General features: G+C 46.4%; 14 protein-coding genes. 9 read left to right on the top strand and 5 right to left on the bottom strand.

The features are described 5' to 3' along the window. Positions 1-115: 115 nt before the first annotated feature. Positions 116-1,504: a hypothetical protein gene (locus tag CVV44_21550; protein PKL35395.1), complete on the top strand. Its 1,389-nt coding sequence runs from the start codon at positions 116-118 to the stop codon at positions 1,502-1,504. Positions 1,505-1,971: 467 nt separating this feature from the next. Here CVV44_21550 and CVV44_21555 read toward each other — a convergent pair whose 3' ends face one another. The 3 genes from CVV44_21555 to CVV44_21565 all read right to left on the bottom strand — a co-directional run bounded on the left by CVV44_21555 (position 1,972) and on the right by CVV44_21565 (position 4,776). Further along, complete coding sequence (locus tag CVV44_21555; protein PKL35396.1) at positions 1,972-2,565, bottom strand: hypothetical protein; 594 nt, start codon at positions 2,563-2,565, stop codon at positions 1,972-1,974. Between the two features lie 128 nt (positions 2,566-2,693). Next, entirely contained in the window at positions 2,694-3,761 is a 1,068-nt protein-coding gene (locus CVV44_21560) for a hypothetical protein (GenBank protein ID PKL35397.1), read from the bottom strand. Positions 3,762-3,948: 187 nt separating this feature from the next. After that, positions 3,949-4,776 (bottom strand): hypothetical protein, encoded by an 828-nt coding sequence (locus CVV44_21565; GenBank protein PKL35398.1) that lies wholly within the window; start codon positions 4,774-4,776, stop codon positions 3,949-3,951. A gap of 336 nt (positions 4,777-5,112) precedes the next feature. Between CVV44_21565 and CVV44_21570 the strand changes: the two genes are divergently transcribed. The 4 genes from CVV44_21570 to CVV44_21585 are packed head-to-tail and all read left to right on the top strand — an operon-like array spanning position 5,113 to position 9,104. Further along, positions 5,113-7,176, top strand: coding sequence for an HD family phosphohydrolase (locus tag CVV44_21570; GenBank protein ID PKL35399.1), 2,064 nt, complete (start codon positions 5,113-5,115; stop codon positions 7,174-7,176). Continuing rightward, positions 7,154-8,101: a hypothetical protein gene (locus CVV44_21575; protein ID PKL35400.1), complete on the top strand. Its 948-nt coding sequence runs from the start codon at positions 7,154-7,156 to the stop codon at positions 8,099-8,101. Before CVV44_21570 ends, CVV44_21575 begins: the two co-directional genes overlap by 23 nt. 1 nt (position 8,102) lies before the next feature. Then, entirely contained in the window at positions 8,103-8,582 is a 480-nt protein-coding gene (locus CVV44_21580) for a hypothetical protein (GenBank protein ID PKL35401.1), read from the top strand. A 12-nt stretch (positions 8,583-8,594) separates the two neighbouring features. Further along, positions 8,595-9,104, top strand: a complete 510-nt coding sequence (locus tag CVV44_21585; protein ID PKL35402.1) for a hypothetical protein — start codon at positions 8,595-8,597, stop codon at positions 9,102-9,104. Positions 9,105-9,118: 14 nt separating this feature from the next. Here CVV44_21585 and CVV44_21590 read toward each other — a convergent pair whose 3' ends face one another. After that, positions 9,119-10,249, bottom strand: coding sequence for a hypothetical protein (locus CVV44_21590; GenBank protein PKL35403.1), 1,131 nt, complete (start codon positions 10,247-10,249; stop codon positions 9,119-9,121). Between CVV44_21590 and CVV44_21595 the strand changes: the two genes are divergently transcribed. Next, the gene (locus CVV44_21595; protein ID PKL35404.1) at positions 10,229-11,443 is read left to right on the top strand and encodes an isocitrate dehydrogenase (NADP(+)); all 1,215 of its coding nucleotides are present in this window, start codon (positions 10,229-10,231) and stop codon (positions 11,441-11,443) included. The two genes, CVV44_21590 and CVV44_21595, sit on opposite strands and share 21 nt — an antisense overlap. Before the next feature lie 226 nt (positions 11,444-11,669). Here CVV44_21595 and CVV44_21600 read toward each other — a convergent pair whose 3' ends face one another. Then, positions 11,670-12,611: an RNA pseudouridine synthase gene (locus CVV44_21600; protein ID PKL35405.1), complete on the bottom strand. Its 942-nt coding sequence runs from the start codon at positions 12,609-12,611 to the stop codon at positions 11,670-11,672. Between the two features lie 405 nt (positions 12,612-13,016). On the opposite strand from CVV44_21600, the gene CVV44_21605 reads away from it, so the two are divergent. The 3 genes from CVV44_21605 (at position 13,017) to CVV44_21615 (ending at position 16,187) form a co-directional block, all read left to right on the top strand. Further along, on the top strand, positions 13,017-13,454 hold the full coding sequence (locus tag CVV44_21605) for a hypothetical protein (protein ID PKL35406.1): 438 nt from the start codon (positions 13,017-13,019) through the stop codon (positions 13,452-13,454). A gap of 109 nt (positions 13,455-13,563) precedes the next feature. Then, positions 13,564-14,733 carry a hypothetical protein gene (locus CVV44_21610; protein PKL35407.1) on the top strand — a complete coding sequence of 390 codons (1,170 nt, stop codon included), beginning with the start codon at positions 13,564-13,566 and terminating at the stop codon, positions 14,731-14,733. A gap of 14 nt (positions 14,734-14,747) precedes the next feature. Beyond that, positions 14,748-16,187, top strand: a complete 1,440-nt coding sequence (locus CVV44_21615) for a hypothetical protein (GenBank protein ID PKL35408.1) — start codon at positions 14,748-14,750, stop codon at positions 16,185-16,187. Positions 16,188-16,192 lie beyond the last annotated feature (5 nt).

Here is a 16,192-nt window from a genome sequence, read left to right on the forward strand (position 1 = left end):
GACTTTTTTTGAGAAATATGAGAAGGACATACAGAAGCAAAAACTATGGGAGACACCTGGAGGAGTAATGAATTACAGGTTTAGAAGAGTAACAGTTAGTTTGGTTGCCATTGTCATGGCTTTTACCGGTCATGTATTTGCCAGCAGTTTCGCCGATACACACGGCTATTCAGCAAAGGGTATCGGGATGGGGAATGCTATGACCGCCATTGTGGATGACTGGTCATCTGTTTATTATAATATGGCCGGTTTGGGAAAAACGAAGCAACTGAAGGGTTCCGCTGACGGACAAAAAGGTGGATCTGACAGCGGTATGGGACTCAAGAAAAAGGGAGCAAAAGAGGCTACATCTGCTGTTTCCAGTGAAAGCAAGGCCCTTCTTAACGAGGTCTATCTGGGTTTCATGTATACCCTGCCCATGCTCTCTATCAATGAAAACAAGAGTATTTCGACTCTTGATGTAGTGGGAGATAAGGACCTTGGATATAGCATCATTACCCTGGGTGTGGCCCTTGATCTGAATATCTTTGTTTCCATGCCGTCATTTATCTCGTCGGCTCGGCTTGGTATCGGGCTGGGAACACCCGCCGATGGCAGTGTGGCTAAGGTTAATGATATAAATCTGGATACACATGATTTTATACGATATGGCCGTGAGGCCCAGATGGCCAAGATAATGGTGGGACTGGGATTCGGTTTCCTTGACGATCTTTTCGGTGTTGGAGTGGGAGTGAACGCTTCATTCGCCGGAAAGGGATCTATGATAATGGGTGATGTCAATATAACAAATGATGAGCAGACTCCGCTTGCTGAAACCAAAATGGATCTGGCTATCAGTCCAAGTATGGTCGCCGGTGTTTATGTCAATCCCGGAAAACTCTTAAGCATTTTGCAAGGACTGGAGTTCGGAGCGTCATATCGGCAGGAGACCGCGATGGAAATTAAACCATTTAACGCTGCCGCGGTAGTCCCTGCGACAATGAATATGAGCCTGAGTCTTGCGATATCTGATTATTACGCACCGCATACGGTAACTGCCGGTGTGGCATATAATATCCTCGGCATGGTCCTTGTATCGGCTGATGTGGAAGTACAGCTCTGGAAATATTACAAGGTATCGCCTGTTATGAATTACCTGTACGCGTCACAGCTTCCTGATGCCAACAATGTTATCATGCCTAAACTGGGAGTGAAGTATGATCCTCTGAGCTGGCTATCCGTTATGGCCGGTGCTTCGTATCGCACTGCAATATTCGATGCCAAAGAAATGAGCGGTGATGTCGATTTGCTTGACGGTCCGACAATTTCAGCTTCCGTCGGTCTTGGATTCAAACTTCCCAGTCTTCCCGGTCTGAAAGGGAATGTTGATATTATTGTTGCATATCAGTACCAGTATATGCTTGAAACATCTGTTAAGAAAGATACCGAGGAAGCGCTGGAACCTAATTATACTTTTGGCGGCATGTGTCATGCCGTTTCTATGGGGTTGTCACTGCACATATAACAGCAGGGATATCTGGATAATTAGCCTCGGGAGGATTCCAATAGTTACATCAAGCTCAGAGTATCTGAATGATACTCTGAGCTTTTCGTTTTAAGTTCGATTTGAACATTATCTTGTAATTTTTTAGAGGAGGGTGCATTGAAACGCAGGCTCCTTTTTTCGTTCCTTAATCATTTATAGCTCATGCTCAGAGTAAGGTGCTTTTGCTCTGCTTTTGCTCAGAGTAAATTTACGGAACAGTAAATTTACTCTGAGCAAAAGCAGAGCAAAATATTTTTCCAAACAGGAGTATCCAGAATTAAAACATATAATTAAGATAACACTGAAGGCAGTATCCAAGTAAATCGAAGGTATTGTTGCAGAGATAAATGGACATATCGATTAATTTTATAATAGTGCATCAAATATGATTGCTACTGCAATAATATTTTTTCATTTAGAGAAGTACTGAAGCGGCATTACAATTGTCACAAAAAATTCAGGCACAGCCTTTTTCTGTATATATCCTCATACTCGAGAAATATCTTTGATCTTTCATGAAATGTTTTTCCCAACTTAAGAAAATATTCATGGTGGGTAATTTTTACCGGTGGTCTGTAGTTTTCATCAAGATAGGAAAGAATACTGCAATATGCATACTTTCTTGGATCATTGACTTTATGTGCACGTACACTATTGTATCCCATATACCAGTTTAACCAGTGAAAATAAAATTCCGGATCTTCAGTTAACTCAATTATTACATCACCAAATCGTTCATTCCAGAAGGAGCCGGTTCTGTTGGCAATTTTGTTATATCGTCGGGCAAATTGAGCTTTGATGAATTGCATAATGCGGGAAATTGTTGGTCCATCGGTGAGAGTCCTGATCAAGAAATGGAAATGATTATCCATTATAGCAAAGGATATTAGTTCAAAATTATATTTCTCCAGGGCAAGATTTAAAACATCAAACATTAATACTTTCATTTTATCCGGTTGAAGGTAATGCTGTCGATCATGACAGCGAGAAAATGTGTGGTAAGTGGAGTTTGGTATACAAATTCGTTTTCTATTGGACATGTAATCCTCTCATCGTTTGGGGCTTTGCTTATAATACGAATGAGAGGGGTGATTAAGAAAAAAATTTTACTCTGAGCAACGAAGTTTAAGCAGAGTAAAAATTACTCTGAGCAAGGGAAGTTTCTAGGTTACTTGATTGATACATCTCCAGCAAACAGTTCGTCAAAAAAATATATCATATATTTCAATTCATTATACAGTCCGGAAACCGTTGTTTTATTCTGGCTATGTTCGAACAATTCCGTTCCAAGAAAATTTACATCAGCGCCCTTTTCCTTTAATGAATCAGAGAGAGCACGACCTTCCGAGAATGGAATTATACTGTCGTTTCGTGAGTGCATGATATGGAATTTGGTCTTTGAGAATTTTGCCAGGGCAGTGGATTGCTTTATATCCAGAATCTGAAAATCCTTTGGATTAAACTGAACTATTGATATATTTTTAAACAAGCCAGCGCCCAGGATTTGTTTCATTTTTGATTCATCGGTTCGTCCTGGTTTTGATGACATCATTGCTTTCTGGATCAGTGACTTTTCTTTTTCAGAATATATATCCATATTGGACGATATTACCAGTTTGACAATGAAATCAATATCAGATGAATTTTCATCCTTAAAAAAGGAGTTAAGTTCTTTCCCGTCATTATACGGTCCAAAGAGAAATAGTTTTTCCGGCATTATATCGGCAGGAACATCACGAAATGAAGAAACCAGAAATGTAGCTCCAAGGCAAGCTCCAAAGGCGCGATATTTCCCAGGATATTTCTGTGCAAGTGTTGTATATATAACACCAATTTCTTTGTTTATTTCTTGAAAATTTTTTCGATCCTTCTTGAAATATGATGGTATATAGGGAATAAACACATTAACGCCTGTTGCGTCACATAACGAAGCAGCCATGAGATGTATTTTTTCGTGTTTGTGGGCCTGGGGGGCAAAGCCATGGATCAGAACATAATAAACGTCAGATTTTACTTTAGGATGATGATAGAACATGACCGGTATGGTTGTATCGTCAATATTTACGGATATTTCCTGCTGAATATAATCCGTTGCTTTAAAATAACCCGCCTGATCCAGGATAAAAGTCAAAGCAGCTTTGTGTGAATGATAGTATGATATACTCACTACAATTAAAACTGCAAAAGCAATAAGCACAAAAAGAACTATTCCCCGGAGCAATTTTTTTATATTCATTTATATTCTAACCTGCTCTAATTGAATATTGTAACTTTCTTATTCTCCCGCACAATCAATGAAATTGTCCAAGAGAAAATATATTTGAGTTGCTCAGAGTAAATGGATCAGGTATCAATTAAGATATCGTTGCTCAGAGCAAATCTTTAACATAAATCTTTAAAAACTGGATGATATAATTTGACGATTACTTCTTGAGGGTTACTATCTCTTTTTTCATTTCATTGAATTTTTTCAGATACAAATCATAAATCTCCGCGGGGGACATGAGTTTCAGCTTGCCATCTACATTAGTCAACTGCTTGGAGAGTTTCTTTTTTTTCAGTAGAAGATACACGGCTTCAAGTATCCCCAGGGACTGGCATGCCCTCATGGTGATATTCTGATAGGTATACCGGGAATATCCGAACCCCTGGAGACCCAGGCTTTCCAGTACGGCTGCATCCTGATTATCCTCTCCCGTATTCATCTTTTTTTCATAATAGTAATCGATGAGAAAATAGTATGTGGGCCTCATGGCGTTGAGAATTTCCATCGATTTGTTGTAAAAATTCTCCAGATTTTTTACTTCAGCATACTCCGGATCGGCGTCTTCAATGAAGTGTTCCTTGACGAGTTGTACGTTCTCTATCTGGTTGACAAAGCTGCCCGCACCGGGATAATATTTATCAAGCATTTTCGTATACCTGTCGAATGAGTGGAGAAATTCCTGATATGCCTTGTTACGCTTCAGAAAATTTTTCCATACGCTGCCGAGCCACTTGAATACTTCAGGGGTCAGCTGCAGCTCCGATTTTGTTTTCAGGTTATAAATTATATTGGAAATATAGAAGAGGACATAATTGCTCCCCACGGACTTGAAGTATTCTTCGCATTGCTTCAGGTTGTCCTGGTCGGTGAGCAGTGTATCGATGAGATCGATTACATTATCAATTTCTTTAACGGGGTAGCATTCATAGCTTATGGAAGCCAGTACTGTTTTCCCTATCCTGTCAAGGCTTTGCTGTATATCCATGTAAAACCCTCTGGAGAAAAATCTATAATACTGAAATATTCAGTCAAGTATAATAAGCCTTCATGGTTCTTGTGGATAAATAATTATTGACCGTATGTTATTATCAGGCTACAGTGCTGTCAAGAAATATAAAAAATAGACTAAACATATAGGTTCTCGTGTAAAATTATCAATAAATCGTTTTCAGAGAGTGACACTATGTTAATATTTTTATATTTTTAATAGATGTCCCGTTGGAATTGTTTGCTCAGAGTAAATAATTTTCTGATTGTTGCTCAGAGTAAACTGTTTGTTGAAGAAAAGCACTTTTTGTACCGATGTCAATGACAGAAGATCATGAAAAGAACAATTGTTTTATCAAAGAAAAGTGAAGCGTATATCGGGACATGTCCGGAGAGTGATTACGCCGTTGTGAGGACCGATGACCCGGCTGAGGAAATCGGCCAATTCCTATCCTCTCCCGAAAGAGAAATGGTGCTGGTCCTTTTCTTTATTCACGTCAGCGAGTACGAGAAGCTGTTTAAGACCCTCAGGAAAATCACAGAGAACAGTCTGTTCTATACCATGGTTGTCTTCGGATCGGTGCAGGATATGCAGTCGGACCGGTTCAGCAAGCTCCATCATATTTCTGAATTCAGAAGCACGGCCCTTGTCCCCGAAGAGATTGGATTCATAATCGAGAAATCTTTTTCCATAGCTGATGCCTACTGCAATGACCGCCAGGTGCAGGACGAATATTTCGCCAAGCTCGTCGATACCAAGCAGGACCAGGATGATCTCATCAATATTGGCAGATCGCTTTCCAGCGAAAAAGACCCGGAGAAGCTCCTCTTCCTGATTCTATTCCTGAGCAAGAAAATCACCGGTGCCGATGCCGGCAGCATATATCTTGTTGAAACCGATGAAAAGGGGAAAAAAAGGATGCGTTTTAAGACCTCGCACACCTTTTCACGGGAGATTCCCCTGAACGAGTTTGTCATGGATCTGGACAAGAAGTCAATAGCAGGATATGTGGCTGTCACGGGCGAGGTTTTGAATATCCCCGATGTCTACAAGCTTCCGGAACAGGAGGCCTTTTCCTTTACCCACAATTCATCGTTCGACAGAACCCACAGCTATTATACGCGGTCCATGCTCGTGGTTCCCATGCGGAATTATCAGGATGAAATTATCGGTGTTATCCAGCTCATCAACAGCAAGGAGGATCTGCATAACCGGGAGAATACGGGGAACGAGGCTTTTACGCTAAAACTCGAGACTATGGATGATTTTGACCAGTATGTCGTTCCCTTTGACGACAAGTACGATAGTCTCCTGGAGGCCATTGCGGGGCAGGCGGCTATCGCCATTGAGAATAACCGCATGATAAAGCAGATTCAGAATCAGTTTGAGGAGTTTGTCAGGGCGTCGGTAACAGCCATAGAATCCAGGGACCCGGCCACGTCGGGTCATTCATTCCGGGTCGCTGAAATATGCAAGGCCATGGTCCTGGCCATCAATGATATCCAGGAAGGATACCTGAAGGACTTCCATTTCTCCGAGACGGCGATCCGGGAGATAGAGTTTGCCGCGCTGCTTCATGACTTCGGCAAGGTCTATGTGGACCTCAACATATTCAAAAAGGAGAAAAAGCTCTATCCGAAAGACCTGGAAAATCTCATGATACGACTTGATTATCTCTTCAGGTTCGTCGAACTACAGTACAATCTCAGGGAAAGCAGAATACTGCAGGAGATAAATGAGACAGGGAATACGGCACTTCGCAGGGAGTATGTGGACGTGGCCCTGGAAAAGGAAAGGATGCTTATCAAGATCAAGGAGATCAAGGAAAGGGTACGGGTACTCAATGAGCCCACTATAATGGAAAGAAATCCCGTAGAGACCGTTGACACCATAATGAATGACATCAACAGCATTCACTGTATCGACATTGACGGCAACATTATGGATATCATCACCGATTATGACAGGACCAATCTCATTATACAGCGGGGCAGTCTGAATCCCGTTGAGCGAAAGGAAATAGAGAGTCATGTGGTGCACACCTATAATTTTGTCAGTAAAATCCCCTGGCCGCCGGAATATAAAAATATTCCGGAAATAGCGCTGCGCCATCACGAAAAGATAAACGGGACCGGATATCCCGACGGACTGAAAGGCCGGGAGAGCACCCTCATCCAGGCCAGGATCATGGCCATTGCCGACATATATGATGCCCTGGCAGCCCCTGACCGTCCATATAAAAAAGCCGTTCCCCGCGACAAGGTGCTTTCTATTCTCCAGGAAGAAGTGGAGCGTGGAGTGCTTGACAAAGATCTCGTCGATGTATTTATTGAAAAAAGGATATTTGAAAAAGTTAATATGGATTTATTTCGATATGAAGTCACTCCTCCAGCTTAAAAAGAACATGCTGCTGCTCATGGCATTACTGGCGGTATTCATGGTTCCCATGGATATATCTGCCCGTGAGTTGGTCACCATCGTTTACACCAATTCGCTCAACGGCTATCTCGATTACTGTCAGTGCAGGGAGGAGCCCAAGGGCGGACTGGTGAAACGCGCAACGGCGCTGCGCGGACTGCGAACTAAATATCCCGGCATGGTGCTGGTTGATACGGGCGATTTTCTCACCTTCGAGGAGGATGCGCTGCTGGCTGAATACGTCGTCAGGGCCTACGGATATATGAAGTACGACGCCATCGCCCCGGGTGACCAGGAGTTTTCCGGCGGGATTGACCTGTACCTGGATGTGCAAAAGCGCCTTCCCCTGGTCTGTGATAATCTCATGATTAAAGGAAATGCAAAGGCGGGACGGGCCGCGGTTCGATATAATATAGTAAAACGAAACGGCCTTTCCATCGGTATAATAGGCACCATGTCTCCCGAAGCGTTCAGGTATTACCCGCAGACCCTTACGAAAAAAATATCCCTGACAGACCAGGCAGCTGAAATACAAAAAGATATTGATTATCTAAAGAAACAGGGTGTGGCAATTGTTATCCTTCTGTCTCATTCGGGATATGACCGCGACGTGGAACTTGCCGGGATGCTCCCCGATATAGACGTTATCGTGGGAGGACATTCCCAGACACTGTTGAAAAAACCCCGTATAAAGGGAAGAACGGTGATAGTTCAGGCCGGTGCCAATGGTGCACATATCGGGATCCTTGAGATCAGCGTCGACAAGGGGAAGGTTGCTGTAATAAGTAATAATTTTCAGCTTCCCGACGACCGTCACCCTGAAGACGATCCCGTTATACGAAAGCTTATCAAGGAGTATGAAGCCGAAGTGCAGAAGAAATATCGAAAACTGAGGTTGAAATAGAATGAATCCGATAAGGTCCATAATAAAACAGGCCTTCATAATTGTCATTTTTTCATTTCTTACAGGTATGCTTATCAATGCCTTTCATCCGAAGGGGTATGTCATGGTTGGCGCTTCACGGATGAAGGAAAAGAAAATTGTTTATATTACGGCCGACGAGGCAAAGATCAAGTATGACGGGGGGAGCGTTCTCTTCGTGGATTCCCGGAGTCCCGGGGAATACAATGAAGGGCATGCTGCCGGAGCGGTGAATATTCCCTCGCACCCTGCGTCGGCCATGATGCGCGGTATCGAGGAGAACATGCCTTTTATAAACGGGCCGCGTGAGCTGGTTATTTACTGCTCGGCTCATTCCTGCGATTCATCGGACGTTCTGGCAGCAGAAATATCAGGACTCGGTTATTCCCGAAATATTTATATAATTGAAAAGGGATTTCCCGAGTGGAGCGGGTCGGGATTTCCCGTATCGTCATCGAAGTGAAAAGAGGTCCCTATGGAAGAAGATAGAAGCGGAATGCTGAAACGTATATTGTACGGAAATTATATTACAGCTGTTATACGAATATTCATGGGGTGTCTCCTTATATTTTCAGGATTTTTCAAGGTCCTGGACATTGAGTCTTTTGGAAACGTCATCGGCATGTATGACCTGGCGCCGCAGTGGGCCATCCCCTATGCTGCCGTCACGCTTCCAGTCCTGGAGATCGTTATCGGCACGTTTATCGCCCTGGGGATCAGAATCCAGGCATCATCGTTGCTGGCAGCCGGTCTCATGGTTGTATTCGCCGGTATTATCGCCATCAGTGTTGCGCGGGGCCAGACCTTTGAATGCGGCTGTTTTGAACTGAACCGCCTGGGCATCGGCATCGATGAGCGTGTCAGTCTTTCTCTGGTGGCGAGAGATCTCGTTTTTGCCGCGCTGTATCTGGTGATTATGATGGCGAAAAACAACCTGTTGTCCCTGGAACGGTTCTTTGAACGTTTGAGGCTGAGGTATCTCTGATTGGCCTGCAAAGGTCAGTCTGCGGGATAGCGCAGAAAAGCTATGCTTCCTTCTGAAAGTGTCGTCATCGCAGAAACGGGACTGCATTTTACCTTGAAAAGAAAATAGAGATGTGTCGATTTACCCGTATAATACTGCAGATTTTCACCGAAGAGAGTCTCGAAATTTCCCTGGCCCTTTAAAATAATCAGATCAGCTCCGGAGAAGGCGTGGAGAAATTCATCGGAAGACCGGGAAAAAACAATTCCCGGTGTACTGTCGCCCGTGTCGATCACCCGGGCAAGGGTGTCAATTCCTGCCAGGCGGGCATCCTCGCGGGTTGCGTCGTTGATAATGGGAAGGCCACGCACAGCGTATGTAACGGATTTTTCCCGCATCTGTTCTATGAGAAAACGATCAAAGACTATCTCTCCGGCGTTATCGCCGACAACCAGTATCTGCCGTGAATGTGAAAGTTCTTTTTTAAAGGCGCCATACAGTGCTTCATCCAGGGGCGTATCAAGGGCATGAAGCAGGGATTTTTTTATATCGACCCTATCGCTGCTTCCCGGTGCGCCATAATCTATAATGTTGCCGCTTATGGATATCTGCAGGGCTGTCTTCAGCGGATCTTTGCTTTGAGCTAAAATATTTTTTATTTCCGGTACCAGGGAAAGGGCCGCATCATTACTCTTTTTTTTCTGTTCAGCATAGGGATCACTGTCGTTTATAAGTTTTTTAAGAAGAGTATGGATCTCCCTTCCATAATTGGGAGGCGGCAGTTCCGGATCCATGGATGATGCACAGGCTATAATTTCACGGAGTATGGCGGTCTTTCTGATCCGTGGCAGATCCATGCCGTTGAGTAGTTTTTCCATCTGGCATATGAGACAGCCGTAGCAGGTCATTTCAAGCTTCATTTCTGTACTCCTCGAGGTAACATTATGCCGATGAAACGGTTGATCCCCATAGGGGGAAATCCCGGTGTCAAAAATATGTGATATTTTCAATAGGATTTGACAAAAATTATTACCGATTTGATATTTGTCAAATAACATTGACGTAATTGTTAAAATCGGCGCAGATATGACGTTGTTATGCGCCTTTTTTAGAATCACTATATCAATTATTATAAAGGAGTTTTTATGAGCGGCAGCAAAATTCAATACAGCAATGGAAAAATTACCGTACCGGAAAATCCCATAATTCTCTTTATAGAGGGCGACGGCACCGGTCCCGATATCTGGAGGGCCACCAGAATCGCCCTCGATGCGGCAGTGGAAAAAACATATAAAGGTCAGCGGAAAATTCACTGGAAAGAGGTCCTGGCGGGAGAAAAGGCCTTTAATCAGACCGGGGAATGGCTCCCGCAGGAAACGCTCGACGCCATAAAGGAATACAAGGTGGCCATCAAAGGTCCTCTCACCACGCCTGTGGGAGGCGGCATCCGAAGTATCAATGTGGCGCTGCGGCAGATGCTCGGCCTCTACGCCTGTGTCAGGCCCGTCAGGTATTTTCTTGGAGTACCGTCGCCGGTGAAGCAGCCCGAAAAAGTGGACATGATTATTTATCGCGAGAACATGGAGGACCTCTATGCCGGTATTGAATGGAAGGAGGGCTCCGATGATGTTCTCCGTGTTATACGGTTCCTGAATAAAGAGATGGGCCGTGACATCCCGGAAGATTCCGGTATCGGTATTAAACCCATCAGCATTACCAATACCAAGAAGCTGGTGCGCCGGGCCATTCAGTACGCCATCGACAATAAAAGGAAAAGCGTGACCCTGGTTCACAAGGGCAACATCATGAAGTTCACCGAAGGGGCCTTCAAAGAATGGGGATATGATCTGGCCAAGGAGGAGTTCCGTGGTTTCATTGTAACCGAGGATGAGCTCTGGGACCAGTACAACGGCAAACAGCCCGAAGGGAAGATTCTCATCAAGGACCGCATTGCCGATGCCATGTTCCAGCAGATCCTGCTCAGGCCCGACGAATACGATATCCTTGCCACACCCAATCTTAACGGTGACTTTATCTCCGACGCCCTGGCTGCACAGGTCGGCGGTCTGGGCATGGCTCCCGGCGCCAATATCGGCGACAACGAAGCGGTCTTCGAGGCCACGCACGGCACTGCCCCGAAATACGCCGACCTCGACAAGGTTAATCCCGGGTCCCTTATCCTTTCCGGTGAGATGATGCTCCGTTTCCTGGGATGGACCGAGGCGGCAGACCGGCTCATCGAGGGACTGCAGAAGACAATCGGTCAGAAGAAGGTCACCTATGATCTGGAACGCCAGATGGAAGGTGCGACGCTTCTCAAATGTTCCGAATTCGGAAAGGCCGTGGCGGATAATATTTAATTATTTTTAGAATTTCCCAGGAAGGCGCAAAGAGAAAACCCCGGCGAAGATATTAAAACCGGGCATACATGGACGGTCGCCACCCCTGGGAGGGGTTTTAAAATAATCTCGATCCTTTTAAACTACTCTCGGGTAATTAAGGGAGTCCCAGGCCCCCTTGAGGGGGCGGCGAGAGCCGATATCGGTATTCAATTAATATTTCCGCCGGGGGGGCTTACTTTTCCTTTTATTGTGCCTGCTGGTCAAGTTTATCTACGAAGGCCTTCATGTGCTCCGGGAGGTTTATGCTGAAGCTCATTGTCTTGCCCGTTTCGGGATGCGTGAAGGACAGGGTTGTAGAGGCCAGGAGCAGGTAGGGGACTTTATGCCGTTCCCATTTTTTCGAGTAGATAGGGTCTCCCACGATGGGCATGCTCTCCGAAGAAAGATGAACGCGGATCTGGTGTGTGCGGCCCGTATGGATTTTTATGTCCAGGAGCGAAAAGAGCTGGGTCCCCGTGTTCCACATCCGCTTCAGGGTATATTCCGTGATGGCCTCCTTTCCGTCTTCGACCACGGTCATTTTATGCCGATACTTCCGGTGCCGTGCCAGGGGCTTGCTGATCACATCGTGTTCCTTTCCGGGTCTTCCCGTCACAATTGCCGTATAACCCTTGAAAACGGTACGACCGGCGAATGCCTCAACGAGATTCCGGTGGGCGATGTCATTCTTGGCGATGATCATGAGGCCCGTGGTGTCTTTGTCCAGGCGATGGACTATACCGGGCCGTATAGCCCCTCCTATGGATGAGAGATCATGACAGTGGAAAAGCAGGGCGTTCACCAGGGTCCTGTTCCAATTGCCGGGGCCCGGGTGTACTACCAGTCCCGGTTGTTTGTTTATGACGGCCAGGGACGAATCCTCGTAGACAATGTCGAGGGGGATATCTTCGGGCTCGAGGGCCAGTTCTTCCGGTTCCGGCACGGTGATGAGTATGGAATCGTCGAGCTTTACCTTATAATTGGCCCGTATATCATCGCCGTTAACTTTTATATCGCCGTTTTTTATCAGTTTCTGGATATAACTGCGGGAAAAGTCCAGCTCCAGGGCGTGGACAAGGAATTTATCGATCCTTTCAAGGTGATATTCTTCCGGTACGGCCAGTTCTATGATGCTTCCATGTTCCATGCGTTACTTTATATCTCCTTTGGGGGGAGAGAATCAATATAAGGATGAAATCATTATTAATGCAACCACAGAGGCACAGAGACACGGGGGAAGAGAGAGCGTTGATGATATTATAGTATCCACTATTAATGATAAAAATTGGATAATGAATACCAAAAAACCATCATAGAAAAGATGTTGTACAATCAATACGTTTTTGTGTTCGACTAACTCTCTGCGCCCCTGTGTCTCTGTGGTTGCCTTTTTCCTTATTTATGCTTAAAATAGATTCTTTCCCACGATATTAACACTCTCCCGGGGAAAGATGTAATTGACAAGAAATAAATTTATTTTTAATCTATCGGGTAATCTGCGGCACGGTGCCGTTGTAACAATTGAGAGGTCCGGTGATACGTATAACATGAAATGCATGTGTTATTTTCCCGAATTCCCATGATGCCAGAAAAATGGAACATTGATCACCTGAAAGAGCATATCCCCCTCGTTGCTCCCTATCTTGTCACGCTATATTATTTTGAGATCATATTCATCATGCCCGTCATGTATTTCGTCGTCGGAAAGGCCGGCGCTGTTCTGACAGGGCTGACCCTGGCAATTCTTCTTACGCTGCAGGTCCTGGCGCTCTACTTTAAAAAAGAGATAAACCGGCGTATACAGCTCATTATAACCGATATCCATTTTGCCTATGTCCTGGCGACCCTGGTTAATTTCGGCATGCATGATTTCGACGGGCATACCATAGACATCGCCATGTACGGCATCCGGTTTATAACCATTCTCGCCGATATCCCCCTTATCTGGTTTCTCACCGATGAGAAAGTGAAACTGGACTATTCGGCGTAAAAACCAAAAAAATTATTAAAATCAGTCCTGCGCGACTTATTGTGTTTGAAAAATAATGCCCCACGGTCAATAAAAGGGTGCGGAAATTTGACATGGAGAAGGGATACCTATGATTAAAAAATCTGTGTGCCTGGTTATGATATTGTTTTTTGTGCCAGTGACACTGCTCGCCGCCGCGAGGTCTCTGGAGAAAAAACCCCGCGTGGAGTCTCTTACTGTCCGCTTTAACGGTGATTATCTTAAGGCGTTGTATCTCTATCTCGATGCCCGTACTCCCGAAGAAAAAAACGAGGATGAAAAAAATAAACGGCTTAAGGGACCGGTCATAGTATTTTTTCACGGACATAGCCAGCGACCCGGCGACGGGTATAATTTTACCAGGGAACTGGCCCTGCGTTCCCGTTCCGGCATTGTCATTGTTCCCGTATGCGATACGCCCTTCGGCAGGGATGGAAAGTTTCGCGGCGATGAAGGAAAGGATGTCATTCTCATGGAGGTGGTGAGGCGCCTTCTTGAAAAAAATGCCATATCCATTGATGGCTATGCCACTGATACAGCCATGCCTGTTATTATTGATCCCTGTACAAAGGAGAAAGAGGGGCAGGATATAACCGCGGCGAAACTTGTCGTCGTGGGATGGTCCCACGGGGCCCTCCTGGCACGGCGCATAGCCGGCCGTTATCCCGGAGCAATAATAGCCCTGGGGCAGATGGCCCCGGCGGGTTTTCGGGAATGGGGAGGATACAACTGTGTTGCTCCCGGATGCCTCCTGGCCAGTTTTTCCTGGGAGGGGATGCGCGTCGGCACCGGTATATTCCGCGGTGAGGCCGGTCACATCTGGGATTCAGGATCGGGCATAATCAAGGGACAGGCCGGGGATAACTTTCGTTCCTGTTCTTCGTGCATAAGCGGTAATTTCCATGTCGGCAAGGCCTTCAGAGCCTACAGGGATCTGCAGGAATGTACACGGTATGCCACTGATGCTGATCGCCCAGTCGGGGGCGTGCGGAGTATCGTGGTGATTTTTGGTGACAATGATTCTCTCTTCCGGTATGATAAACTTGCCGGTGTGAAAAAATCGGGGAACGTGACCACGGAAGAGCAGGAGGCCTTTTTCGCGAAGTTTTATCCCGGTTCCGTGAAAGCCGGGGCCCGCTGCCGTCTCCTGGTGCTTCCCGGCAACCATATTGGGCCCCTTGTGCATAATGAGAAATGGGTGGAGGCCGTTCTGGACGGGATTGACCGGAACGGGAACACAGGGGAAGTGCTGGAAAAATAAAAAGGAGGCATCCCATGCCAGAAAAAGTGATCATCCGAAGCATTATAAGTCCTCACCAGAGGGAGTCCTTTACGCAGTTTATCCCTCTGAGTCCTGACATGACGCGCGAGATAGGCAGAACCGTAAAGGAAATCTTTGACAGCCTGGGAGGGGCCGCTCTTCTCAAGTCGAGCCGAGATGTGTATGTGAAGCCCAACGGCATCGATGCCAAGGCGTACTGCTATACCAGGCCCGAGGTAGTGCGGGCCGTCATCGAATACTGGCAGAGTGCCGGGGCACGCCAGGTCTATCTCATGGAAAATTCAACCCAGGCCAATTATACCCGGGTTGTCTTCGAGGTAAACGGGTATCGCGACATATGCCGCGATACCGGCGCCATTCCCCTGTATCTCGACGAGGAGAAAACCATCGGTTTTGAATTTACCGGGAGAAAGAGCATCTATGACGGCGATCCGCGGGGCTATGACCGCAGCCATTGTGAGATGCCCGTAACCGTGACGGAGAAACTGATCCGCCGTAGGGATGAAAACCTCTATGTGAACGTACCCAAACTCAAGACGCATTCCATGGCGGGAGTTACGCTGGGCATAAAAAACCAGTGGGGTTTTCCGGTCCACACCAGCCGCGGTCATGATCACAATTATAATCTTCCCTACAAGCTGACCGATGTGCTCTCCCTGCTGCGGCCCGACGTGACCCTTATCGAGGGGATTGAAGGCACCGTGTACGGCCACTATCCCGTAACCGCCCTGGCGGACCGCTGCGTGAAACCCTTCCGCGTCCTTATCGGAAGCCTGAATGTTGCCGCCGCCGACCTGGCCGGTGCGAAAATCCTGGGCCTGGACAGGGCCGATGTGGCCCATCTTGATCAGGCTATTAAACGTAATCTCACCGGCGGCGTCACGGGTCTCGATGACATTGAACTGGAAGGGGACTTTTCCACCCTGGAAAATATAGACATACTGGGAGACAAACCTTCGTCAGGCAAATATCCTGCCGATCTTTTTGACTTTTTTCCCTGGGATGTGAAGGTCTTGAAAGGTAAGGAGCTGGCCTGCCGCGAGGGATGCGTCAACAATCCCCTGACGCTCCTGCAGGTTCTCTTTCACGATCACAACGGCCGGGGCGGATGGACCCTGGTCATGGGAAAGGGATTTGATCCCGATGAAATAGACGAGATACAGGGCCGGGTCCTGGTGGCGGGACATTGCGCGATAGAAGAGGTTGCTGAAAGGCTCGTGAAGCGCCTGGGAAAAAAGAAGGTGTATCTCAGCGGCGAATGCAATGACCTGGCAGCCACGGCCGAGGCCATGTTTCATCTCATGAAGGTAAATCCCGTGAGCTTCCTGCCGCGCCGGAGAGGTGCGGCGGTGCTGGCCTTTCTCATGGCCAGGCTTCACGGTTCAAAGTCACGGGTTCCCAACCCGCTGTCGCACCTGATAAAGATGGTGTGACAGCG

The sequence above is a fragment of the Spirochaetae bacterium HGW-Spirochaetae-1 genome (assembly GCA_002839375.1).
Taxonomy (GTDB): domain Bacteria; phylum Spirochaetota; class UBA4802; order UBA4802; family UBA5550; genus PGXY01.